This is a genomic window from Selenomonas ruminantium subsp. ruminantium ATCC 12561 (genome assembly GCF_000424065.1).
Taxonomy (GTDB): domain Bacteria; phylum Bacillota; class Negativicutes; order Selenomonadales; family Selenomonadaceae; genus Selenomonas_A; species Selenomonas_A ruminantium.
This window is the reverse complement of the sequence record NZ_AUJE01000022.1, coordinates 38,714-61,877: the sequence shown is the minus strand read 5'-3', so window position 1 is coordinate 61,877 and position 23,164 is coordinate 38,714. Positions and strand designations below refer to the sequence as shown.

Here is a 23,164-nt window from a genome sequence, read left to right as displayed (position 1 = left end):
ACATGTCAAAATGTTTGTTTTCTGTTCTATTAACGATTATAACATGATAAATGCACAATAAATGCTGAAAACTGTGATTTCTGCACAGAAAGCGAACAAAAATATCTTGTGATGTTTCTGTCCGATATCTATAATGAAAGCAACAACCGGGAAAGAACACGGAAAAGAGGTAATGATGATGGCAGATTGCAGAACGAAAATCGTTTTTTCGGATATTGATGGCACTTTGTTGACGAGTCAGCATGAAGTGACCAGCCAGACGAAGGCGGCTGTAAAAAAGCTGGTGGCAAAGGATATCCCTTTTGTGCTGGTGTCGGCGCGGATGCCGGAGGCGATTTATCCGATTACGGAGAATATGGGAATCCAGATGCCCATTATCTGCTATAGCGGCGCCTATGTGCTCGACCGCGAGGGCAGGGAGCTTGCCAGTACCTATATGGCGGCTGAGCCTGTGCGTGCGCTGTTAGCGGAGATTGGCGAAAAATTCCCCGCAGTGACGGTAAATTTTTACAGCGGCCATCACTGGTATGTGACGGATAAGCAGGATGCGCGCGTGAAACGAGAGGAAGATATCACCTCGGCGCAGGCGGAGAAGGCCGATTTTGACAGTTTGCTCGTGCAGGGGACTTTTCCCCATAAGATTTTGCTGATGGCAGAACCGGCGGATTGCGCTAGTGCGGAAAAATATTTCCAGCAGCATTATCCGCAGTTTCAGGTGGCGCGTTCTTCGGATATCCTGCTGGAAATTATGGACGGAGCCGTATCCAAGGCCGCCGGTATTGAAGTTATGCTGAAGAATTATGGCTTGGACAAGGCCGAAGCGCTTTCCTTTGGCGATAACTACAATGACCTGGCGATGCTAAAGTATACGGGCATGAGCGTAGCAATGGGCAATGCTCCTGATGATGTCAAAGCCGTGGCGAAGGCCGTTACCCTGAGCAATAACGACAGCGGAATTGCTGCGTTTTTGCAGGCGCAGAAAATAATTTAATTTTTTTTGAAAAAAATTAAAAAAAGGGGTTGCATTCCTCGGAAAGGTGTCGTATAATAATATTCGTTGGTGAGACACACCAAGGAATTCCCCGATAGTTCAGCCGGTAGAACGGTGGACTGTTAATCCATATGTCGCAGGTTCGAATCCTGCTCGGGGAGCCATGGCGCGTTGGTCAAGTGGTTAAGACACCGCCCTTTCACGGCGGCTTCATGGGTTCGAATCCCATACGCGTCACCAATTTCGGGCGATTAGCTCAGCTGGGAGAGCGCCTGCCTTACAAGCAGGATGTCAGCAGTTCGATCCTGTTATCGCCCACCATTTGAAATTTAAGCTGCCGTAAGGCAGCTTTTTTGTTACCCAAAATCAAGAGGAGGGATTTCGATGACCACAGAGGAGCGGCGGGCAGAAGTCCTGCGGCGATTGCAGGCAGCTACACAGCCTTTGACGGGCACACGGCTTTCCCGGGAACTCGGGGTCAGCCGGCAGATTATTGTGGGTGATGTGAGTATCTTGCGGGCAGAGGGGCAGAAGATTTTTGCGACGCCTCGCGGTTATATCATGCCCGAGGATGAACCCAGCCAGCAGAAGGTCACGCTCGTCTGTCAGCATTCGGCAGAGGATATGGAAGCGGAGCTTAATGCCATTGTGGATAATGGCGGAGCGGTGCTGGATGTTATCGTGGAGCATCCGGTCTATGGCCCGTTAAAGAGCGATTTACTGCTGGAGAGCCGCCGGGATATCAAGAATTTCCTCACGAAGATGAAGAAATGTCAGGCCAATCCCCTGCTCGTGGTGACGGGCGGCGTGCATATCCATACCGTGCGGGTGCCGGATGAGGAGGCTTTGACGGCGATTCGGCAGGAATTGCAGGCTTTGGGAATTTTGGTAAATATTGCGTGAGCATTACCTTCGTAGTATAATGAGGTGTACTTCATTGTAAAGAGGGATAAGTAATTGAACGAATTGTTAAAGAAAATGCATACCTGGATGGATGACTATATGAATCAATTCGTCACCGATGATGAAGAAGTCATGCAGGGTATCCGCATCAAGAGAGAACATACAGGCTATGTGACCGCCATTGCCCGGGAACTGGCCAAGCATTTAGAGCTTAGTGAGCACGATGTGCAGCTGGCAGAAATCATGGGACTGTTCCATGATGTGGGCAGATTCCGGCAGTACAGCATTTACAAGACCTTTAATGACGCGCAGTCGGAAGACCATGCGGATTTAGGCCTCAAGGTGCTGGCCGAGGAAATGCCGTATATGGCAGATTTATCTGCTGAAGATGCGGATTTGGTTCGCTATGCCATCAAGTATCATAATAAGAAGGAAATTCCTGCCGATGCCACGGGCAAGTATCTGCTTTTTGCCAAACTCCTGCGGGATGCGGATAAGTTGGATATTTATCGCGTATTGGCGCCGTTCCTTGACCCGGAAAATGCGGATAAGGCGCCCAAATTTATGAAATCGAAATCCACAGACCTCATCAGTCCGGATTTTATTGATGCTTTTGTGGAAGGCAAGCAGGCGGATTACCATATGCTCAAGACCTTGGGTGACCGCAGACTGGTACGCCTCTTGTGGGTTTATGATGTGAACTTTGGCTGGACGCTGCAGAAGATGGTCGAGCGTGGCTATATTCAGAAAGTCATTGACCACCTGCCGGAGCAGGAGGGCGTACAGGTTGGTATTGACCGCCTGTGGGCATATATAGAGAAGAAATGCGCGGCACCGGATGTTGTGCCGGCGTAAATAAAGGAGAGAATATAATGGCAGAAAATACGACAATCGCCACGAACTTTGTGCAGAATGCGATTGAGGAAGACCAGAAGAATGGCAAATACACCGAGGGGATTCACACCCGTTTCCCACCCGAACCCAATGGCTATCTGCATATCGGCCATGCAAAATCCATCTGCCTGAACTTTGGCTTGGCAGAGTACAACCACGGCCTTTGCAACCTGCGTTTTGACGATACCAACCCGACCAAGGAAGACACGGAGTATGTGGATTCCATTCAGGAAGATATCCGCTGGCTGGGCTTTTCCTGGCAGAATCGTATGTACTATGCCTCGGATTATTTCGATAAGCTCTATGATTATGCCGTAGAACTCATTAAAAAAGGTCTGGCCTATGTCGATGATTTGACGGCTGACCAGATTAAGGAATATCGTGGCACGCTGACGGAGCCGGGTAAGGAAAGCCCGTACCGCAATCGCAGCGTGGAGGAAAACCTCGATTTGTTCGCCCGCATGAAGGCTGGCGAATTTGCCGATGGGGAAAAGGTGCTGCGCGCCAAAATCGACATGGCTTCGCCGAATATGGTGATGCGCGACACGGTTATCTACCGTATTGCCCATGCCCATCATCACCGCACGGGTGATGCCTGGTGCATCTATCCGATGTACGACTTTGCCCATCCGCTGTCTGATGCCATCGAGGGCATTACGCATTCCGTCTGCACGCTGGAATTTGAGGAACATCGTCCGTTCTATGACTGGCTGCTTGAAAATCTCGGCTTTGACGTCAATACCCGTCCGCGTCAGATTGAGTTTGCCCGTCTGAACCTCACGAACACCGTAACCAGCAAGCGCAAACTGCGTCAGCTCGTGGAAGAAGGTCATGTGCGCGGCTGGGATGACCCGCGTATGCCGACCATTTCCGGTCTGCGCCGCCGTGGCTTTACGCCGGCTTCCCTGCGCAAGTTCTGCGAGGAAATCGGTGTAGCCAAGGGCAACAGCCTCGTCGATGTGGCGATGCTCGAATCTTGCGTGCGCGCTGACCTCAATGAAAACGCTGACCGCATTATGGCAGTGCTGCGTCCGTTGAAGGTCGTGATTACGAACTATCCGGAAGACAAGGAAGAATGGCTCCTGGGGGACAACAACCCCATGCATGGCGGCCATCGCTTCATTCCGTTCTCTCGTGAAATCTACATTGAACAGGAAGATTTCATGGAAGATGCGCCCAAGAAGTTCTTCCGCCTGAAACCGGGCGGAGAGGTTCGTCTGAAACACGCTTATATCATCAAATGTGAAGAAGTCATCAAGGACGAGCAGGGCAGTGTCGTAGAGCTGCGCTGCACGGCTGACCTCGATTCCAAGACGGGCGGCGCAACTGCCGGCCGCAAGGTCAAGGGCACCATTCACTGGGTAGCAGCCAAGACCGCCCTGCCGGCAGAAGTACGTCTCTATGACTACCTGCTGGAAACCGATGAAAACGGCAATCTGCCGGACGATTTCATCGGCGCCCTCAACAAGAATTCTCTGGAAGTTATCGACAATGCCCTGCTTGAGCCCAGCGTGAAGCTGCAGGCTGCCGGCAAGCATTATCAGTTCCTGCGTACGGGTTACTTCGTGATTGACCCGGATACCACGCCGGACAAGCTGGTCTTTAACCGCGTAGTTGGTCTGCGTGACAGCTGGGCGAAAGAAAAGAATAAATAATTTTTTAGGGATGACGAAAAGAAAGAAGGGGAAGAATTGACTTCAACAACGATAGCCATCGTTATCTTCGTGGCTGCGTATGCCTTGATTATCTCGGAGAAGGTACATCGCACCATTGTGGGTATCTTTGGCGCTATGCTGATGATTCTCTTCGGCATCATCAGTCAGGAAACCGCCATTCATCATATTGACTTTAATACCTTAGGGCTCTTGATGGGTATGATGATTATCGTCAATATCACCAGTGAAACGGGACTCTTTAACTTCCTTGCCATTTGGGCGGCGAAGAAGGTCAAGGCTAAGCCTGTGGCGCTTTTGGTGGCGCTGTCCACCATCACGGCAGTTTGCTCGGCCCTGCTCGATAACGTGACCACGGTGCTGCTGACCGTGCCCATCACGTTCAGTATTACGTCGCAGCTTAAAGTAGATGTAAAGCCCTATCTGATGGCGCAGATTATCTCGTCCAACATCGGCGGCACGGCGACTCTTATCGGCGACCCGCCAAACATCATGATTGGCAGTGCCGTGGGCCTGAGCTTTATGGACTTCATTCAGAACATGACGCTGGTATCGGTCGTTATCTTCATCGTCGTGCAGGGCGTTCTCGTAGCGCTCTACGGCAGCAAGCTCAAGACTACGCCGGAACTGCAGGATAAGGTTATGCGCCTCAATGCCAAGAGTCAGATTGCTGACAAGGCCCTGCTCAAAAAATGCCTGGGCGTTATCTTCTTCACGATTACGCTCTTTACCCTGCATGGTGCTTTGGGCCTCGAAACGGCTACGGCAGCGCTTACGGGCGCAGGCCTGTTGCTCCTGATTACCTACACCCGCAATGAAGCCATGATTGCTAAAGTCCTCTCCAAGGTGGAATGGCTGGCGATTTTCTTCTTTGCCGGTCTGTTCGTGCTCGTCGGTGCACTGGTGGAAACGGGCGTAATCAAGGCTATGGCGGCAGAAGCCCTGGCGCTGACCAACGGCAATGTGCCCATGACGGCTATGCTGATTCTCTGGATGAGTGCCATTGCTTCGGCCTTCATTGATAACATTCCCTTCGTGGCCACATTGATTCCTTTGATTCAGGATATGGGCCAGATGGGCCTTTCCAACCTCGAACCCATGTGGTGGAGCTTGGCGTTGGGCGCCTGCCTCGGCGGCAATGGTACCCTTATCGGTGCCTCGGCTAACGTGGTTGTGGCATCGCTTGCCGCACAGCACGGCAAGCAGATTTCCTTCATCGGTTTCATGAAGGTTGCTTTCCCGGTGATGATTCTCACCATCATCATGGCCAATATCTACATCTGGATTTGGCATCTTTAATGACAAGAACATAGCAAAATGCTCTGTGTGTAGAAAACACGCAGAGCATTTTTTGTATTGCAGGTATTTCGGAAATTTTGTCGAATAACGTATAAGAATGTATCATTTGATTGGTTTAGGCGGCTGGGGGGGATTCTGCCCGCCGGCCGCGGCGAGATTATCGAGCTCATCCCAGGAAAGTTCCCGCTTCTGGGCACGCATATCATATAACTTGGCCTTCAGGCTGTCTTTGACCTTGCTGAAACGGGAAAAATCTGTTGTTTGCAGTTCACGTTCAATATTCATAATAGCGTCACTCCTATCTGTTATCTTCATTCTACCATAACATACGATTGAATGGATAGATTATTACAGATTTTGGAAAATTTTTGGAAAAAGTTTGAGGATTTTTATGAAAAATTATTTTTATTTGGGCATCGGCATTATTATTACCTTGATTGTAGGCTTGCTGGGGTATGGTGTATATATGAATCAGCGGGGGGAAAGTGAAATCGCCCAGCGGATGGAGAATTTGCGGCTGCCGCTTACCGGAACGGAAGTTCGGGAACGGGAGATAACGCCGATGGTGGAACTGGAGCTGGCCAATCTTTACTGCGATGACATGACCGATGTGATTGCGCGGGAAAATGGCCGTGTTACGCAGGTATTTGTGGAAAAACACAGCAATGTTACAGCGGGAAAGCCCTTAATGCAGTTGGTGGATGAGGATATCCCCTTGAAGCTGAAACAGGTGGACAGCGATATTTTGGAAGCGGAAGCTCAGCTCATGAAAACGCGTAATTCCTATAATCGTTATAAACAGCTGCGGGAATCGCAGGCAATCTCAGCGGAAAAATACGATGAAACCGAAGCAGCCTACAAGGCGGCGCAGGCGAAACTATCGAATTGTGAGGCCGTACGGGAGCAGCTGCTTGTGCGGCAGTCCCGGCAGATGGTCACGTCCTCCATTGATGGCGAGGTCTTGCGGCTTTACCAGTCGGAAGGTGCTTATGTTACGGCGGGCACTCCCGTAGCTTTGGTCGGGGATTTCAGCAAGATGTATTTCACGGTACCGGTGGTGGATGAGCAGGCGCAGCGGATGGAAATTGGCCGGCAGATCAATCTGACCATTGCCGGAGGGGCTGCCTCCGTGCTGGGGGGCGAGGCACTGCCCAAATCGTATGGTGCCAATTATTCGGCGGGCAATTTAGGCGATGAACAGGTATTTACTGCTGTGGTGATTAAGATAACGCCGGGGCTTGATGAGCCGGCAACGGTGCGGCAGGTGGTTTGGCAGATTGACAACCGCGTGGGGCTGTTGGAGCCGGGGGCTTATCGGAAACTGCGCCTGTACTCGGATATCCCCCGCAAGTGTCTGGCTGTGCCCGTGGCGGCTTTTGTCGATGAATCCCATGATCGGGTAGCGGTGATTGAGGCGGATGGCCGCTTAGGGTTCCGGGACGTTACGACAGGTGTATCGGATGGTAATTATATAGAAGTAATTTCCGGTCTGCAGCCAGGGGACATCGTCATCACAGCGGATACGGAAGGGGTAGCGGCAGGTACAGAGGTAGAATTGACTATTGAGGAAAATTAATTTTCCCGGTTTGTAATAATTTACTGAATCAGGTGTGGTTTTGTTTGGGGAGGATATTTGGTTATGGCAGATGGCAGCAAGATTTTTAGCAAGGCAGCGCTTGATAAGCTGCGTTCGCCAGACCGGCTCGATATGCTTCTGCCAATCACGACGCCCATTGGCTGGATGGGATTGATTGCCGTAGGCCTATTGCTGCTGTCCGTCGTTTTGTGGTCAATCTTTGGTTCCTTTACGGAGCGGGCTGATGGCAAGGGGATGATTATGGATTCAGGCGGTGTGGCGACGATAAATCATGTGGCTGGAGGAAAAATTGCCCATCTTTATGTGCGGGATGGTTCGACCATTAAGAAGGGCGATCTGATTGCCCGCTTAGAGCAGCCGGAGCAGTCAGCGGACACGAATATGGCGCAGTATGGCCCGCAGCTGGCCGGCAGCATGAAGGATACAGCCGACAGGGTTTACCAGTATCGGGCAAAACTCTATCAGCAGGTAGTGTCCCGCGATATTGTCAGTGATTATGACGGCATTGTGGAAGAAATCATGGTGCGCAAGGGCAGTGTTATCAATAGCGGCAGTCCGATCTGTACGGTGCGGCTGACGAAGAAGCGCAGTGACCTGACGGGGATTATGTATGTGCCGGTGGACAAGGGCAAGCGCATTGAACCGGGGCAGACCATTCAGCTGGTGCCCAATGGCGTAGATGTGCAGGAGTCCGGCAGTCTTATCGGTGTCGTGCGTACAGTTTCCAATTATCCGGTACCACTAAAGTCCATCGAGCAGCGGGTCAGCAATCCGGAGCTCGCGCAATGGCTGATGGCCAGCGGCCAGGGGGCTGTCGTGGAAGTGAGTTTTGTGCTGGTGAAGGATGAGAACAATCCTTCGGGGTATCTATGGACTTCCTTTGTGGGCGAACACAAGCCGGTGACGGCAGGCAGTTTCTGTACTGGCTCAGTGATTATTGAACGGCGGCCGCCGATTGAAAAAGTATTTTATCGAATCAGCCAGTGGTTGCGTAACAGGTGAGTCAGATGGTGATGGATTTTTTGCGTAATTTTGGGAACAAGCAGGGCAGACGGGTAAAGGTCCCCACGGTTTTGCAGATGGAAGCCACGGAGTGCGGGGCGGCTTCGCTGGCGATGATATTGGCTCACTATGGACTATGGATACCGTTGGAGAAGCTGCGGGCGGAATGCGGGGTAAACCGCGATGGCAGCAAGGCCAGCAATGTAATGCGGGCGGCCAAGGCGCGCGGCTGTGAGGTACATGGTTATCGCTGGGAGGCGGAGAGTCTGCGGGCGGAGCAGGATTTTCCGCTGATTATCCATTGGGAGTTTAACCATTTTTTGGTACTGGAAGGGATTATTGGGGATACGGTGTATCTGAATGACCCGGCAATGGGACGGCGTACGGTGCCTTGGGAGGAGTTTGTGACATCCTATACGGGGATTGCGCTGACCATTCGGCCTGCGGAGGGCTTTAAGCCCGCGGGCCATCGCTACAATGTCTTTAAGGCGGTGGCCGAAAAGCTCTGGGAGGATAAGTGGGGAATGACCTTCCTCATTTTGCTGGGCCTCTGCATGATTGTGCCGGGGCTGGCTGCGCCGGTATTCAGTCAGGTATTTTTGGACGATATTCTTACGGGGAAGCACCGGGATTGGATGGTCAACCTCTGTTTGGCAATGACCGTATCCTTTATTGTCTCGGCGGTGCTGACCTGGCTGCGGGCGGTGCTGCTCACCCGCTGGCAGCGCAAGCTGACATTGGCGGATTCATCGAGCTTTTTCTGGCATCTTTTGCGGCTGCCCATGCAGTTTTTCCATCAGCGCTATGCTGCGGAAGTGGCGGGGCGCATCTCCATGAATGAATCTGTGGCAGGGGTGCTCTCAGGCAGCGCTGCCACTGCGGTATTAGATGCTTTTGTGGCGCTGTTTTTCCTGCTGCTGCTCCTGCAGTACAATATGCTGCTTACGCTAATCGGCGTCTTGTTTATGGTGATGAATATTGCGGTGCTGATGTTGACCCGGCGGCATCTGACGGATTTGGCCATGCGGATTCAGCAGGATGCGGGCAAGGAATACGGTGCCAGCATCAATGGGCTGACCATGATTGACAGCATCAAGGCCAACGGCAACGAGGGTGATTTCTTTATGAAATGGGCCGGCTATCGGGCCAAGGTCTTGAACGGGATGCAGGAAACGCAGCTGTGGATGCTGTCCGTGACCATGCTGCCGACACTGCTTGCTGGGCTTAACGGGGCGCTTATCATGACCTTTGGCGGTTTTTCCATTATGGATGGCGCCATGACGGCGGGTATGTTTGTGGCCTTTCAACATCTGATGGGCAGTTTTCAGGCGCCTGTGGGCAATCTGACGGGGCTCTATACCAGTCTGCAGAATACGGAAATGCAGATGCAGCGCCTTAACGATGTGCGCCGCTATGAAGTGGATGATTTGAACTATCCGCAGACGGAAGTTAAAGATTTCCCCAAGCACCGTCTGTCCGGGGAGCTGGAACTAAAGCATGTCAGCTTTGGCTACAGCCCCTTAGAGCCGCCTTTGCTTACAGATTTTAACCTGCACTTGCAGCCGGGGCATTGGGTGGCGATTGTCGGTGCTTCGGGCAGCGGCAAGTCCACGGTGGCCAAAGTCATTACGGGGCTTTATGAGGAGTGGGGCGGAGAACTGCTCTTTGACGGCTATCCCCGGCGGCAGGTGCCGCGCAGCGTGATTACGACGTCGCTGGCTGCGGTTGACCAGGATGTATTCCAGATTACTGGTACTGTCGGAGAAAATATTGCACTCTTTGACCGCTCTTTGCGGCAGAGTGATATTGTGCGGGCGGCCAAGGATGCCTGCATCCATGAGGATATCCTGCAGGTTGAAGGCGGCTATGATGCACAGGTTTCGGAAGGCGGGCTTAATTTTTCCGGCGGGCAGCGGCAGCGTCTGGAGATTGCCCGGGCGCTGGCGGTGAATCCGTCCATTCTGATACTCGATGAGGCGACCAGTGCGCTAGACCCCATTACCGAGGAAAAGGTGCTGGAAAATATCCGTCATCGGGGCTGTGCCTGTGTGATTATTGCCCATCGGTTGTCCACCATTCGCGATGCGGATGAAATCATCGTGCTCGAACATGGGCAAATTGCCGAGCGGGGGCGTCATCGGGAGATGATGCAGCACGATGGCCCTTATAGGCGGCTTATTGAAGAACGCAGCAGCAAGTGATAGATAGATTGTGATGTGATGTTATGGAATTACAGGCGGGCAAACGCTGGCGGCTGACAAATGAAGATGGTTTCCTGCAAATTGCTGCCGGACAGGTGGAGGTTTACGCCGTCACCCGCGAAGGGCGGGATTTTCGGCAGGCTTATTTGCTGACTTTGACAGAAGGTGCAGCCATTTTCCCGGCAATGGACGAGTTTGCGGAAATTGATTTTTTGCTTTATGCGGTAAAAGACAGTGAACTTATTGAGCGCCCGTTTGCAGCGGTTGAGCCGCAGGAATTGCAGCCCCTTATGCAGGCCTGGTTTAAGGCTCTGGGAAAAATCGGCTGGCTCAGCCGATTGGCGGCTTTAGGTGATGATTTGTTATCACTTTGGGGCAAGGGCGATGTTTTGCAGGGACCGTTTGTCGGCACTTCTGCGCTTATGGCAGATTTTATGCAGCAGCAGCGGATTTTTTCCATGCTGCAGGGAATGCGCTTTTTGTCAGCGGATAAGCGGCTGAGCAGGCGGCAGAAAATCATCGAGCGCCAGAAAAAATGGCTGGTGCATGATGCCATCAGCATGCTCCTGGGCGAGGAGGAAATCCTTTACGAAGAAAGCAGTATGGAGCAGGGAGGCAAGGCGGTAGACGAGACGGCCTTTATCCTCCGGCTGGTCATGAAAGTGCTGTCCATGCCAGAAGCGGATTTGAATTTGTCCGCTGATATTGCCAAAAAGCTGGATTCCCTGTCGCTGCTGCGGCGGCTGGCCCAAAAGGCCAATATCGAACTGCGGCTGGTGAAGCTGGAGGGAAAGAAATGGTATCGCCGGGACAGTGGTGTCCTGATTGGTTATTATGGGGAGGATAAGGAAATTGCCGCCCTTATTCCCGATACTCCGCATAGTTACCGGATGATAACGCGCAAAAATCCTGCGGGCATACCGCTCACTGCGGAAACAGTGAAACAGTTAGACGAGGATGCCTTTGTCTGTTATGCCGGTTTTCCACGGCGCAAGCTTAAAATCAGCGACCTGTTGCGCTTTATGTTTCATCAGTGTTGGAAGGCCGATTATCGGACGATACTTTTGGTGAGTTTTTTTGCCGGTTTGATTCCGCTGGTCAGTCCGATTATTACGGAAACCATCTTTCAGGATATTCTGCCCATCATGGATAGAGAGGGCCTGGTTACCGTTACGCAGGTGATGATGGTGACGAGTTTCACCATGGCGGTGCTCGCCATGATTCGGTCGGTGGCCGTCATGCGTATCAGTACCCGGCTGGATATGGCAGTGGAAGCGGCACTTTGGGGGAGACTCTTGTCCTTGCCGCAGAAATTTTTCCACCGTTTTACCACGGGGGAACTGGCCAGCCGTATGCGGGGAATCGAAGCGGTGAAAGAGGTCGTCAGCGGCAATTTTGTGGCGACGGTCTTCAATACGGTGTTTTCGTTTTGGAGCCTTCTGCTCATGTGCTGGTACAGTCTGAAACTTACAGCGGCGGCTGTGGCAGTCTGGCTCGTCTGGTGTCTGATTACGGCCTTCGTTTATCGGCGCGTGCTGGGCTTTCAGCGCAAGCTTATCGCCGCCAATAACGAGGAAGCCGGGCTGGTGCAGCAGATTTTTACCGGCCTTTCCAAGTTCCGGGTGCATGGGGCTGAAGAACAGGCTTATCACCTTTGGAGCAAGGTCTTTGGCGAGACCTGGAAGTGGAATTTGGCACTGCGCTGGCAGGGAAACTACAATACCATTATCGCCGCGGTGCAGCCCTTTATCCTGAACATGCTGCTGTATTACATTGTAGTTTATGGTATGCAGGACATGGTCAGCGATGGAAATGGCGGGAAAGTTGTGCAAAACGGGATAGGTTATGCACAGTTTCTGGCCTTTGAAGCGGCGTTCAGTTCCTTTAATGCGACGCTTAATGCGGTGATTCCGCTGGTGGGCACCTTCTTCACCATTCAGCCGCATATTGAAAATCTGCGGCCTATTTTGGAGGAAGTGCCGGAGACTACGGAGGACAAACAGGAAGCAGACCCCTTGTCCGGCGCCATTGAGGTGAGCCATCTGACCTTTGCCTATGGGGAAGGGAAAAAAGATGTGCTTCACGATGTGAGCTTTCAGGTGGCGGCTGGCGAAAATGTCGCCATTGTAGGCCATTCCGGCTGCGGCAAGTCCACGCTGGTACGTCTGCTTTTAGGCTTTGAACAGCCGAAAAGCGGTGCGATTTACTACGATGGCCAGTCTTTTGCCGAACTTTCCCCGCCTTCGGTGCGCTCCCAAATGGGCGTGGTTCTGCAAAACGGTCAGCTGATGACTGGCGATATCTTTACCAATATTGTCGGACAGACGGCGCTGACACAGGATGATGCCTGGGCGGCAGCAGAAGCGGCAGGCATTGCCGAGGATATTCGGGAAATGCCCATGGGGATGCAGACCGTAATCAGTGAAGGCTCCAATAATATTTCCGGGGGACAGCGGCAGCGGATTATGATTGCCCGCGCATTGGCAGGCAAACCCGCAATCCTCATCTTTGATGAAGCCACAAGCGCCCTCGACAACCGCACGCAGGCCATTGTGACGGAGAGTCTGAACAAATTAAAAACAACGCGTCTGGTAATCGCGCACCGGTTATCGACGATTAAGGACTGCGACCGGATTCTGGTGATGGACAAGGGCCATCTGGTGGAAAGCGGCACTTATGAGGAGTTGTTGGCGCAGGATGGTGTTTTTGCCCAATTAGTAAGACGGCAGGTAGCATAGGAGTTTTGAAGATGGAAGAAAAAGATTGGAATGCAGTCGCCCAGCGGGCTGTGGAAGATGATGTGGCATTTGATGAACTGTACGAGTATTTTTTCCCGAAGATATATAATCTGATTTATGTCCGGGTGAAAAATGCTGCTACAGCTGACGATATTGTCAGTGATGTTTTTGAAAAGATGGTTGAACATTTGGTCGAATTTGACAGCACGAAGGCTTCTTTTGCTACATGGCTTTCCCGTATTGCCATGCGTACGCTGACGGATTATTATCGCTGGCAGAGCTATCGGCAGAATGTGGAATGGGATGATGTGTTTTCGCCGGCCATAGATGAAAAAGAACGCCCCGAAGGACAGCTGCTGATTAAAGAAGGCAAAAGTGAACTCTTGCAGGCTGTGGGAAAACTAGGCGAGCGCGAACAGCGGATTATTGAATTGAAATTCTGGGGCGAACTGAGCAATAAAGAGATTGCGGAAACCCTGGATATATCTGCGGCCAACGTCGGGGTGATTCTGTTCAGAGCCATGGGAACCTTGCGGAAAATTCTGGGCGAAGAATAATTTAAGAAATTTGTAATGGATTATCCCCTGAGTCGTATATATAGTCAGAAAGGCAAAAACAACAAGCCTGAAACAGAAACTTACGAAAAAAATAAAAAAGTTTGTAATAGACAGCAAGCTCAATCGTAAGTAGTAATGTACAGACAAGAGATTGAAAGGGGATAATCCACATGAAAGAATTCACCAAAGAAATCATCGAAGTATTGAGCCAGATGGGCATCGAAAAAATCAAAGAGGCTGGCAGCGTGGAGGCGCTGGTCGCAATGATAAAGGAACAGGGCGTAGAAGCTGAACCGGAAGAAGTCATGGCGGCAATGCATGAACTGCTGCAGCAGGCCGATGACAAACAGGAACTAGATGTCGATGCGATGGAAAATGTCGCAGGCGGCATTGCTCCGGCAGCCCTCATTCCGCTTATTCCCACGGTTATCGATGGCATTACGACAGTCGTCAAAAAGATCAAAGGTGATCCGAAGAAGCCGGAAAATACACCGGCTGCGCCTGCAACGACTACTGCACCGCAAGGGCCAACTGTTCAGCAGACGACGACGAATAATACCCAGATTGTGAATAATAATAACGTAAACGGAACGAACACGTCGAATAATATTTCTTTTGCCTGAGCTCTTAAGAATTGGGTGGGCGTTTATATAGAGGAGCGAATAAACATGAAAAACGATATGCAGGTAAAACAGGAAATCATGGAGCAGGAATTGGACCAGGTAGCTGGCGGCGCTGTAAACGTGAAAAAAGTGGTGGATACGGTGACTACAGTGGTAGATACGATATCCAAGGTAATGCCCAACAAGAAAAAAGATGGTGGCAGCCCGCAGGCACCGGGAACAACGACTGCTCCGTCAAGCCCCAATGTCACACAGAACACGACCAATAATACCAATATGGTGAATAATAATAACGTCAATGGGAACAACGAGTCAAACGGCATTCGATTTGGCGTTTCCAAAGCAGGCTAAAAAAATATAGCGGCATTACTCCGTCAAATCTTGACGGAGTAATACGTTGATGTAGGAGGATTCACGATGGGACGGCAGGAATTGGATGAATTAAATCTGGACATGGTAGCTGGTGGCGCCAAGACGGTGAAACCCGTGCCTATAAACCAAAATACAACAGGGAATAAGAATGCGGTCAACCAGAATAATGTAAACGGCAAGAATCAAATTGGTGTTGTGCAGCACAATCATGTGAAGGGGAATAAAGGCAACGTCAAAATTGGTTCGCCGGTAAATATTGACCATCCTGCGGGACCAATATACATCAGCTAGGAGGGACTGACCATGAAAATGGAAGATGTGAAAAACGATAAGGGAAAACAGGAACTGGACCTGCTGAACATGGATGAAGTTGCCGGTGGTGCTCAGGTAGAAGTGAATAATATTGTCAAGGATAATAAGAAGCCAGTAAAGATTGGGTCTACTGTGGTTATCAATATGTAAAGATTATAGCGGTAAAGAGGCGTAAGTATGAGTGGTATCTGTAAGCAAAGAAAACTGCATAAGGCAGCAGCTGCTCTCATGGTGTCTTTTACCAGTGGTATTCTGCTGTGTCCGGGGATGGCACAGGCAGATATAGGCTGCGAAGACAATGAGGCTATTTCTAACCGCATAATCTTAATCAAGGAAGGGGAACATCAAGCGGGACGTGATGTTAATATCCAAGGGGATGGTACGCATGATATATGGATTTATGGCGGCAGTCCTGGTGGCGGTACAGCGCCAGTACTTGTAAATGGCAGTGATACCTTTATTGATGTTTACAGTGGTTACCATGACGGTCAGGGCATTCCGGTAAAAAATAATATCATCAACGTGGGATCGGATGACAGCTTGAAGAACGGCTGGAAAATCTATGATGATCCGGCTAAGTTGTCCGGCTATAAGTTGCTCAGGATACAGGATATCAGCCTCAATGGTATGTTGAATATGAATGTCATTGCCGGGCATGCCAAGTCTGGGGACGTCAGCGGCAATGTCATCAATATCAGCGGAGGAAAGCTGAATGGTTATGTCATTGCCGCTGAAGCCAAAGCAGGCAGTGTATACGTGGAAAAACAGCTTCATGACAATACCGTCAATATTGTTAATAACGCGGATTTACTGAATGCCAAAATTTATGGTGCGGCTGTTTTTAACGATTTGGACCGTACCCGCAGCGGTGTTTGGGGGACAAACAACACGCTGAATGTTTATGTAAAAGATGTAAGTGTGGGGGAACTGGGGACATTTAATACATATAATTTCTATGTGCCGTTGGGGACGGTGTCGGGCGATACAATGGTAACTGTGGCAGGGGGAAAGACCACGGATATCAGCCGGAGCACCGTCAACGGCATTGTAGCTAAGACCGGCAGTTTACCGCTCGATTTTACTGTGAACTTGCTGGTCAATGGAAATGGTGTGACCGATGGAACGGGGACGATATATAACGGCATCCATAGCGATACGGGGCTGTCAACAGGGGACATCAACAGCAAGCTTTACAAGCTGGTGGTGAATAAGGCAGACAGCAGTCATGTGGTGCTGAACGTGGTGAGCTTAAATCGCCTGCATCCTTCGACGAAGAATATCGTGCAGGCAAAGATACCCAGCCTGATCAACCGGGGAGCGGATTTTCTCTCGGGCGACGCGGCACAGAGTGCAGAAGCGGCGGGGGCGCAGGTTTATACGCCATTTTTTGCCCTGAGTCACAGCGATATGCGGCATACGACCGGTTCATATGTGGACATGCGGGGGAACAGCATGGTGCTGGGCATGTCCAGGAAGTCAGAAAAAAATGGCCGGCGCAGTTTGCTCGCTCCGGTGTTTGAATACGGATATGGCAATTATGATGCCTATCTCGATGGGGGGACACACGGTCAGGGCAAAAGCCGTTATTACGGCATAGGGATTGTTTTCCGCAATAGCTTTAGTGACGGAAGGTTTTACGAGGGCAGTTTGCGGGGCGGACGGTTAAAGGTGGATTATTCCACCAACGATTATGTTTATAATGGGCAGAAGACCCATGAACATTTTGATTCATCTACGTTTTATGCAGGTGTGCATTTCGGCGTGGGACGGGAAGTAAACTGGAAACCACGTCATAAAATAACGTATTATGGAAAATTTTTCTATACGCATACCGGAGCTGAGGACATTCGTTTAAGCAATGGACAGCTTTATCACACGAGTCATGTGAACAGTGAGCGGCTGCGTTTGGGGATAAGGGATAGTTACGAGGCCGACAATAAGAATAAATTATATTGGGGTGTGGCCTGGGAACATGAATTTGATGGTTCAGCTTATGCCACCTATGATGGTCTGCGCACAGATACGCCCCGGCTTAGAGGCAACAGCTACATGCTGGAACTGGGCTGGGTGCTGAAACCAAAAGGCAATGACCATTTAAGCTTTGATTTATCTGCTACCGGCTGGCTGGGAAGACAGCGCGGTGTTACGGGCAGATTCGGGATAAACTGGATGTTTTGAAAAAAAGGCGAAAAAATGAAAAAAGGGGTTTACAAGCCTGGGGCAATGTAGTATTATATTACTTGTTCGGGACGTAGCGCAGTTTGGTAGCGCGCTTCCTTGGGGTGGAAGAGGTCGTGGGTTCAAATCCCGTCGTTCCGACCATTTAGTAAATTCAAGAGCTGTTCTTCGGAACGGCTCTTTTTTCGTAAAAACGTAGTAAGGAGAATGTCGAAGATGAGTATTTTGAACGTTTCCCATTTATCCCACAGCTATGGCGGCCGGGAGATTTTTGAGGACGTCAGTTTCCGTCTGCTGAAAGGTGAGCATGTGGCGCTCGTCGGGGCCAATGGTGAGGGCAAGTCCACGTTCCTGTCCATCATCACCGGGCAGCTTACGCCCGATGCGGGTACTGTGGAATGGGCACGGCGCGTGAAGGTGGGCTATCTTGACCAGCACGCGGTGTTAAAGCCCGGCATGACCATCCGCGATACCCTGCGCACCGCCTTTGACGATATGGTGAAGGCTGAGCAGGAAATGCTCGCCGCCTACGACAAGATGGGCGATGCCACACCGGAGGAAATGGACGCACTGATGCGGGATGTGGGTGATATTCAGGATATGCTCGAAGCGGGCAGTTACTATACGATTGATGCCCGCATTGAAGAAGTATCCGGCGGTCTGGGGCTTCGGGATATTGGCCTCGATAAGAAGGTTGATGAACTTTCCGGCGGTCAGCGCACGAAAGTTCTGCTCACAAAACTTCTCTTGCAGAATCCGGAAATCCTTATCTTAGACGAGCCGACCAACTATCTCGATGTGGAGCACATCAACTGGCTCAAAAATTATCTGACGAACTACGAGAACGCCTTTATCCTCGTATCTCATGATGTGCCGTTCCTCAATGCCGTAACCAACGTGATTTATCATGTGGACAATCTCCATCTTGACCGTTATACGGGCAGCTATGAGAAGTTCGAGGAAATGTCGGCGTTAAAGCGTAAGCAGGAGGAAGCTGCCTACGAGCGTCAGCAGGCGGAAATCAAGAAGGAGCAGGATTTTATCCAGCGCAACAAGGCCCGCGTGGCCACCCGCGGCATGGCCAATAGCCGTCAGAAGAAGCTCGACAAGATGGAAGTGCTGACTAAGCGGCAGGAAAAGCCGAAACCGCATTTCAACTTCCAGTCCGACCGCACGCCGTCCCGCTTTGTGATTGAGGCTAAGCGCTTAGTGCTCGGCTACGATACGGCGCTGACGAGTCCTGTGGATATTCAGGTGGAGCGCGGCAAGAAGATTGCCATCCGCGGTACCAACGGTTTGGGTAAGTCAACCTTGCTGAAAACCCTGTTAGGCATGATTAAGCCCATCAGCGGCCATATCGAACACGGCGAATTCGTCAGTGTAGGCTATTTCGAGCAGGAAAGTGCCGCCGGCAACAACAACACGGCACTGGAGGAACTTTGGCAGGAATATCCCGGCATGACCAACTTTGAGGTGCGGGCGGCATTGGCTGGCTGCGGTCTGACCAACGACCATATCACGACCAAGATGATGGCGCTCTCCGGCGGCGAGGCGGCGAAGGTGCGCCTTTGCAAAATTATGCAGAAGCCGGTAAATCTGCTGGTACTCGACGAGCCGACCAACCATTTGGATGTCGAAGCCAAGAAGGAACTCAAGCGGGCCATCAAGGAATACAAGGGCACAGTTCTCCTGGTTTCCCACGAGCCGGAGTTCTATGAGGACTTTGTGGATTCGGTTTGGAATATCGAACGCTGGACGACAAAAATCATTTAATTTCATAATAGCTGTCCTGCACTGGCAGGAAAAAAACCATGGATAGAGAATTTAAACATTAAAGATTCCTGTCCGTGGTTTTTTTATGCCCAAAACAAGGATGGTGTTAAAAATGCTTCTGGGGCGAAAGAGAAGTTTTTATAGAACTGCATGTTTGTTGCTGATGTTCACGGCGGCATTTTTTTTCTCTTTTTCCAGCCAAATGGCGGAAGCGGAGATACAGCTCTATCCGCAGCGGCAGACCGTGCGGGTGGGCTTTTACCAGATGGCGGGGTACCACATGATGACGCAGGAAGGAATCCGCTATGGCTATGGTTATGATTATTTGCATCTCATCAATCGGTTTGCGGATTTTGATTACGAGTATATTGGCTATAATCAGGGTTGGAAGGATATGTTTGAACTGCTCGACAGGGGCGTGATTGATATCGTCACGGCTGTGCAGAAGACCCCTGAGCGGTCAGCAAAGTATATCTACAGTGAAAAGCCGATGGCGTATAGTTCCATGCTGCTGACCACTTTGGAAAGCAATACGCGTTATCAGCCGTACAATCCGTCCACCTATGACGGTATGCGGGTGGGCTTGCTTTCGGGGAATATGCGGAGCCTGGAATTTGCCCGCTTTGCGGGGAAACATAATTTTTCGTATACCCCGGTGTATTACGACAGTGTCGGCAAGGAAGAAGCAGCCCTGCATGCCGGTGAAGTGGATGCTATTGTCACCAGCAACAAGCGGAAGCTGCAGGAGGATGAAAAAATTCTGGAACTGACGAACCCGCAGCCACTCTATGTGGTGTCTACTGCGGATAAGCAGGCCATTATCCGGGCGATTGACCATGCACAGCAGAAATTGTCGATAATCGACCCGGGCTGGGAAGTTGCTTTATCCAAACGCTACTATGGGGAAGGTGGCATTATGGCCCTGACACCGGAAAGTCAGTCCTTCCTGCGTGAATTACAGGCCTCTGACCGTGTATTCCGGGTGGTGGTCATGCCCCATGCCAATCCCTATTCGTATTTTGACCAGGATGGTCAGGCACGGGGGATTTTGCCGGAGGTCTTTAAGCTGATAGCCGATAATATCGGGCTGAAATACGAAATCATACCCGCAGCGAATCAGGCAGAGTATGAAAAACTCCTGCGGGACGAACAGACGGACATTGTTTTGGGCATGAGTTCCAGTGCCTATGAAGCAGAAAAAGTAGGGTATAAATTATCCAAGGCGATTTTGCGTGCCTCCATTGTGCAGATTTCGATGAAAAATGAGAGCATGGAGGGCACTGTAGGGATGACCGCCAATTTGAAACGCAAACTGGCGATGCTGGGTCAGCTGCCGGAAAATGTGGCAGAACAGGATTATGACACAGCAGAGGAGGCCGTGGCCGCCTTGAAGTCCGGGCGTTGTTCCAGTATTTATACCCTCGGACTCATTGGCGAGAAATATGTGAATGAGGATAAACACAATTCCTTGCGCATCACCATTGTGCCCAATCAGTCCATGAGTATGCGGCTGGGCATCCGTAGTTCTCTTGACCACAGGCTGATGGAGGTGTTATCGGCGGCGATGCCGGATATGGATTCAGTGGAAATGCAGGACATTATGCACCATTACACCGATGTGCAGCCCCGGAGTTTGAGCTGGGAGGAAATGCTTTATAGTTATCCGCTGCAATTTATTTTACTGGCAATCCTGTTGGCGATGCTGGGGGGCCTTGGTCTGGTTACGGTGATTCGCAATAATGCCTTGCGGCAGGACGAAAAACGCCGTCAGGAAATTGATGCGGTGATGAGCTATATCTGCCGTCTCAATGAAATGGTGGTCAAGGTGGATTTGAAAAACCATACGGCGACAGAATACCATATCGACGAGGAAGGTCATGTGTTCGTGGATATGTTGCCGCATACAATTGAGCGTTATACCGGTTACCTGCATCCGGAGGATAAACTTAATTTCATGCCGGATGGCGAGTGGGATAAGGAAATGCATGAGGCTTTTGCCCAAAAGCGCAGTTATTACCGTGAGGTACGCAAGCAGGATGGCCCGGACAGCTATCGCTTTTTTGCCGCCCAATTCCAACCGTATTATGAGGGGGGAGAACTGGCGGGATTCTACTTCTACCGGCAGGATATTGATGATTTGCGGCGCAAGGATATCGCACAGCGGGAGGCCTTGAAGGATGCTTTGGAAACGGCCCGTCATGCTAGTGCTGCCAAGGGGGATTTCCTCTCCCGCATGAGCCATGAAATTCGTACGCCGCTCAATGCCATCATCGGTTATCTGACCTTGGGCGAGCAGAAGGATAACAATGAACGGGATTTGCGGCAGCTGATTGGCAAGAGTCAGATTGCGGCACATCATCTTTTGGGCTTAATCAACGATATTTTGGATTTGTCCTCCATTGAGCAGGGCAAAATGAAATTGGCGAACGAGGAATTTTCGTTGCAGGATATCGTGACGGAGATGCAGACGATTTTCAATGGGCAGTTGGAACAAAAAAAGCTTGACCTGATGATTGACGTCAAGCAGATGTCGCATAGCCATGTAATCGGGGATGCCATGCGCGTTAAGCAGGTACTCATGAATATTTTCTCCAACGCGGTGAAATTTACGCCGGAAGAAGGGAGAATCGAATTCATCATCCGGCAGGTACTCCATCCCGGCAATGTGGTGATGACCACTTTTGAAATCACCGATACCGGCATTGGCATGAGTCAGGAGTATCTGAAAAATATCTTCAAGCCCTTCGAACAGGAAAATGCCAAGGTGGCACATAAACATGGCGGCAGCGGCTTAGGCTTAGCCATTACGCAGAATCTCGTGAAGATGATGCAGGGCTCGATTGAAGTGCGCAGCATCCAGAATGAGGGCACCAGCTTTTACATTTCCCTGCCTTTGCAGGTGGGCGCAGAAATCCCTGTGGAAACGGAGGATAAAGAACAGAAGGAAGTATCGTGGGACGGTATGCGCCTGCTGCTGGTCGAAGACAATGAAATGAACCGCGAGATTTCGGAGACCATTCTTGCACAGTATGGCTTTGTCATCGATACGGCAGTGGATGGGCAGGATGCGGTGGATAAGTTCATGGCAACGGAACCGGGAACATACAAGGCCATTTTGATGGATGTGCAGATGCCCGTGCTGGATGGTTATGAGGCAACCCAGGCAATCCGGCGAAGCGGCAGAGCGGATGGAGAAAACATCCCCATCATTGCGGTGACGGCAGATGTATTCACCGATGATGTGGCGCGCGTCATGGCCTGTGGCATGAATGACTATCTTAGCAAGCCTATTGATTTTGACAAGCTCCTGGAAAAGTTGCGGAAATATGTGTGAAAGGGATAAATAAAAAAGTTGACCGGTCAATTTTGACCGGTCAACTTATAAAGTCATTTGCTTATTGGCTTATTTGCCGAAATATCTGTCCAAGAGACCCTTGAAACCGCGGCCGTGGCGGGCTTCATCCTTGCACATTTCATGTACCGTATCATGAACGGCATCGAGGTTGAGCTGTTTAGCCAGCGTTGCCAGTTCTTTCTTGCCAGCGCAGGCACCATGTTCAGCATCTACACGCATGGTCAGGTTTTTCTTGGTGTCGTTCGTGAGGACTTCACCTAAGAGTTCTGCGAATTTGGCAGCGTGTTCTGCTTCTTCCCAAGCATAGCGCTTGAAGGCTTCGGCGATTTCCGGATAACCTTCACGGTCTGCCTGACGGCTCATAGCCAGATACATGCCAACTTCGGAGCATTCACCCGTGAAGTTCTGGCGCAGGCCTTCAATAATGCGGGGGTCAACATCCTTAGCCGTACCCACATGATGTTCATCGGCGTAATTCATATCGCCGCTCTGCTCAACAAACTTGGAGGCTGGGGCTTTACAGATGGGGCATACTTCCGGTGCCGCATCGCCTTCATGAACGTAACCGCAAACCGTGCAAACAAATTTCTTCATAATCTTACTACCTCCTAAAATATATTACACATTAATCAGATACAATTTTATGGTGTGCTCAGCACCATGCCTTAATTATAATTGACCACTTGCAAAAGATAA

At 50.7% G+C, this 23,164-nt stretch carries 19 protein-coding genes and 4 tRNA genes; 21 read left to right on the top strand and 2 right to left on the bottom strand.

Translation table 11 applies throughout. The features are described from left to right. Window positions 1-133 precede the first annotated feature (133 nt). From G598_RS0109905 to G598_RS0109870, 8 genes are all read left to right on the top strand, one after another. The gene (locus G598_RS0109905; RefSeq protein ID WP_245582791.1) at window positions 134-991 is read left to right on the top strand and encodes a Cof-type HAD-IIB family hydrolase; all 858 of its coding nucleotides are present in this window, start codon (window positions 134-136) and stop codon (window positions 989-991) included. An 88-nt stretch (window positions 992-1,079) separates the two neighbouring features. Continuing rightward, a tRNA-Asn gene (locus G598_RS0109900) sits at window positions 1,080-1,155 on the top strand. 1 nt (window position 1,156) lies between these two features. Continuing rightward, window positions 1,157-1,231 (top strand) — tRNA-Glu (locus G598_RS0109895). A 5-nt stretch (window positions 1,232-1,236) separates the two neighbouring features. Continuing rightward, window positions 1,237-1,312 (top strand) — tRNA-Val (locus tag G598_RS0109890). 63 nt (window positions 1,313-1,375) lie between these two features. Continuing rightward, window positions 1,376-1,894 (top strand): transcription repressor NadR, encoded by a 519-nt coding sequence (locus tag G598_RS0109885; RefSeq protein WP_026766834.1) that lies wholly within the window; start codon window positions 1,376-1,378, stop codon window positions 1,892-1,894. 54 nt (window positions 1,895-1,948) lie between these two features. Beyond that, a complete protein-coding gene (locus G598_RS0109880; protein WP_026766833.1) occupies window positions 1,949-2,749 on the top strand; it encodes an HD domain-containing protein in 801 nt (266 codons plus the stop codon). Between the two features lie 17 nt (window positions 2,750-2,766). After that, entirely contained in the window at window positions 2,767-4,443 is a 1,677-nt protein-coding gene (locus G598_RS0109875) for a glutamine--tRNA ligase/YqeY domain fusion protein (RefSeq protein WP_026766832.1), read from the top strand. 36 nt (window positions 4,444-4,479) lie between these two features. After that, the gene (locus G598_RS0109870; protein ID WP_026766831.1) at window positions 4,480-5,760 is read left to right on the top strand and encodes an ArsB/NhaD family transporter; all 1,281 of its coding nucleotides are present in this window, start codon (window positions 4,480-4,482) and stop codon (window positions 5,758-5,760) included. 102 nt (window positions 5,761-5,862) lie between these two features. On the opposite strand, the gene G598_RS0109865 is transcribed toward G598_RS0109870, so the two are convergent. Then, complete coding sequence (locus G598_RS0109865) at window positions 5,863-6,045, bottom strand: hypothetical protein (RefSeq protein WP_026766830.1); 183 nt, start codon at window positions 6,043-6,045, stop codon at window positions 5,863-5,865. A gap of 106 nt (window positions 6,046-6,151) precedes the next feature. Here G598_RS0109865 and G598_RS0109860 point away from each other — a divergent pair, with 106 nt between their 5' ends. The 13 genes from G598_RS0109860 to G598_RS18660 all read left to right on the top strand — a co-directional run bounded on the left by G598_RS0109860 (window position 6,152) and on the right by G598_RS18660 (window position 22,447). Then, a complete protein-coding gene (locus G598_RS0109860; protein WP_026766829.1) occupies window positions 6,152-7,336 on the top strand; it encodes an efflux RND transporter periplasmic adaptor subunit in 1,185 nt (394 codons plus the stop codon). 63 nt (window positions 7,337-7,399) lie between these two features. After that, a complete protein-coding gene (locus G598_RS0109855; RefSeq protein WP_026766828.1) occupies window positions 7,400-8,359 on the top strand; it encodes a biotin/lipoyl-binding protein in 960 nt (319 codons plus the stop codon). 5 nt (window positions 8,360-8,364) lie between these two features. Further along, window positions 8,365-10,560 carry an NHLP family bacteriocin export ABC transporter peptidase/permease/ATPase subunit gene (locus G598_RS0109850; protein WP_071837967.1) on the top strand — a complete coding sequence of 732 codons (2,196 nt, stop codon included), beginning with the start codon at window positions 8,365-8,367 and terminating at the stop codon, window positions 10,558-10,560. Between the two features lie 23 nt (window positions 10,561-10,583). Continuing rightward, on the top strand, window positions 10,584-13,298 hold the full coding sequence (locus G598_RS17645) for an NHLP bacteriocin export ABC transporter permease/ATPase subunit (protein ID WP_051180172.1): 2,715 nt from the start codon (window positions 10,584-10,586) through the stop codon (window positions 13,296-13,298). 11 nt (window positions 13,299-13,309) lie between these two features. Further along, window positions 13,310-13,855, top strand: a complete 546-nt coding sequence (locus tag G598_RS17640; RefSeq protein ID WP_051180169.1) for an RNA polymerase sigma factor — start codon at window positions 13,310-13,312, stop codon at window positions 13,853-13,855. A 170-nt stretch (window positions 13,856-14,025) separates the two neighbouring features. Beyond that, window positions 14,026-14,478 (top strand): hypothetical protein, encoded by a 453-nt coding sequence (locus G598_RS0109835; RefSeq protein WP_026766826.1) that lies wholly within the window; start codon window positions 14,026-14,028, stop codon window positions 14,476-14,478. Between the two features lie 45 nt (window positions 14,479-14,523). Then, a complete protein-coding gene (locus G598_RS0109830; protein ID WP_026766825.1) occupies window positions 14,524-14,829 on the top strand; it encodes a type A2 lanthipeptide in 306 nt (101 codons plus the stop codon). A 66-nt stretch (window positions 14,830-14,895) separates the two neighbouring features. Next, window positions 14,896-15,141: a hypothetical protein gene (locus G598_RS0109825; protein WP_026766824.1), complete on the top strand. Its 246-nt coding sequence runs from the start codon at window positions 14,896-14,898 to the stop codon at window positions 15,139-15,141. A gap of 12 nt (window positions 15,142-15,153) precedes the next feature. Next, on the top strand, window positions 15,154-15,312 hold the full coding sequence (locus G598_RS19755) for a hypothetical protein (RefSeq protein WP_157833315.1): 159 nt from the start codon (window positions 15,154-15,156) through the stop codon (window positions 15,310-15,312). Between the two features lie 27 nt (window positions 15,313-15,339). Continuing rightward, window positions 15,340-17,340, top strand: a complete 2,001-nt coding sequence (locus G598_RS0109815) for an autotransporter outer membrane beta-barrel domain-containing protein (RefSeq protein ID WP_026766823.1) — start codon at window positions 15,340-15,342, stop codon at window positions 17,338-17,340. Window positions 17,341-17,407: 67 nt separating this feature from the next. Continuing rightward, window positions 17,408-17,484, top strand: a tRNA-Pro gene (locus G598_RS0109810). Between the two features lie 72 nt (window positions 17,485-17,556). Next, on the top strand, window positions 17,557-19,113 hold the full coding sequence (gene abc-f, locus G598_RS0109805) for a ribosomal protection-like ABC-F family protein (RefSeq protein WP_026766822.1): 1,557 nt from the start codon (window positions 17,557-17,559) through the stop codon (window positions 19,111-19,113). Between the two features lie 202 nt (window positions 19,114-19,315). Beyond that, entirely contained in the window at window positions 19,316-22,447 is a 3,132-nt protein-coding gene (locus G598_RS18660; RefSeq protein ID WP_211221548.1) for an ATP-binding protein, read from the top strand. Between the two features lie 69 nt (window positions 22,448-22,516). On the opposite strand, the gene G598_RS0109795 is transcribed toward G598_RS18660, so the two are convergent. Further along, complete coding sequence (locus G598_RS0109795) at window positions 22,517-23,062, bottom strand: NADH peroxidase (RefSeq protein WP_026766821.1); 546 nt, start codon at window positions 23,060-23,062, stop codon at window positions 22,517-22,519. Window positions 23,063-23,164: the final 102 nt, after the last annotated feature.

What these genes read in the sequence shown, in the direction of transcription:
- G598_RS0109860 (WP_026766829.1), top strand. Translation starts at nt 6,152, where the DNA reads ATGAAAAATTATTTTTATTTGGGCATCGGCATTATTATTACCTTGATT.
- G598_RS0109795 (WP_026766821.1), bottom strand. Translation starts at nt 23,062, where the DNA reads ATGAAGAAATTTGTTTGCACGGTTTGCGGTTACGTTCATGAAGGCGAT.
- G598_RS17645 (WP_051180172.1), top strand. Translation starts at nt 10,584, where the DNA reads ATGGAATTACAGGCGGGCAAACGCTGGCGGCTGACAAATGAAGATGGT.
- G598_RS0109850 (WP_071837967.1), top strand. Translation starts at nt 8,365, where the DNA reads ATGGTGATGGATTTTTTGCGTAATTTTGGGAACAAGCAGGGCAGACGG.
- G598_RS0109885 (WP_026766834.1), top strand. Translation starts at nt 1,376, where the DNA reads ATGACCACAGAGGAGCGGCGGGCAGAAGTCCTGCGGCGATTGCAGGCA.
- G598_RS0109835 (WP_026766826.1), top strand. Translation starts at nt 14,026, where the DNA reads ATGAAAGAATTCACCAAAGAAATCATCGAAGTATTGAGCCAGATGGGC.
- G598_RS0109825 (WP_026766824.1), top strand. Translation starts at nt 14,896, where the DNA reads ATGGGACGGCAGGAATTGGATGAATTAAATCTGGACATGGTAGCTGGT.
- G598_RS18660 (WP_211221548.1), top strand. Translation starts at nt 19,316, where the DNA reads ATGGCGGAAGCGGAGATACAGCTCTATCCGCAGCGGCAGACCGTGCGG.
- G598_RS17640 (WP_051180169.1), top strand. Translation starts at nt 13,310, where the DNA reads ATGGAAGAAAAAGATTGGAATGCAGTCGCCCAGCGGGCTGTGGAAGAT.
- G598_RS0109855 (WP_026766828.1), top strand. Translation starts at nt 7,400, where the DNA reads ATGGCAGATGGCAGCAAGATTTTTAGCAAGGCAGCGCTTGATAAGCTG.
- G598_RS0109865 (WP_026766830.1), bottom strand. Translation starts at nt 6,045, where the DNA reads ATGAATATTGAACGTGAACTGCAAACAACAGATTTTTCCCGTTTCAGC.
- G598_RS0109875 (WP_026766832.1), top strand. Translation starts at nt 2,767, where the DNA reads ATGGCAGAAAATACGACAATCGCCACGAACTTTGTGCAGAATGCGATT.
- abc-f (WP_026766822.1), top strand. Translation starts at nt 17,557, where the DNA reads ATGAGTATTTTGAACGTTTCCCATTTATCCCACAGCTATGGCGGCCGG.
- G598_RS0109905 (WP_245582791.1), top strand. Translation starts at nt 134, where the DNA reads ATGAAAGCAACAACCGGGAAAGAACACGGAAAAGAGGTAATGATGATG.
- G598_RS19755 (WP_157833315.1), top strand. Translation starts at nt 15,154, where the DNA reads ATGAAAATGGAAGATGTGAAAAACGATAAGGGAAAACAGGAACTGGAC.
- G598_RS0109815 (WP_026766823.1), top strand. Translation starts at nt 15,340, where the DNA reads ATGAGTGGTATCTGTAAGCAAAGAAAACTGCATAAGGCAGCAGCTGCT.
- G598_RS0109830 (WP_026766825.1), top strand. Translation starts at nt 14,524, where the DNA reads ATGAAAAACGATATGCAGGTAAAACAGGAAATCATGGAGCAGGAATTG.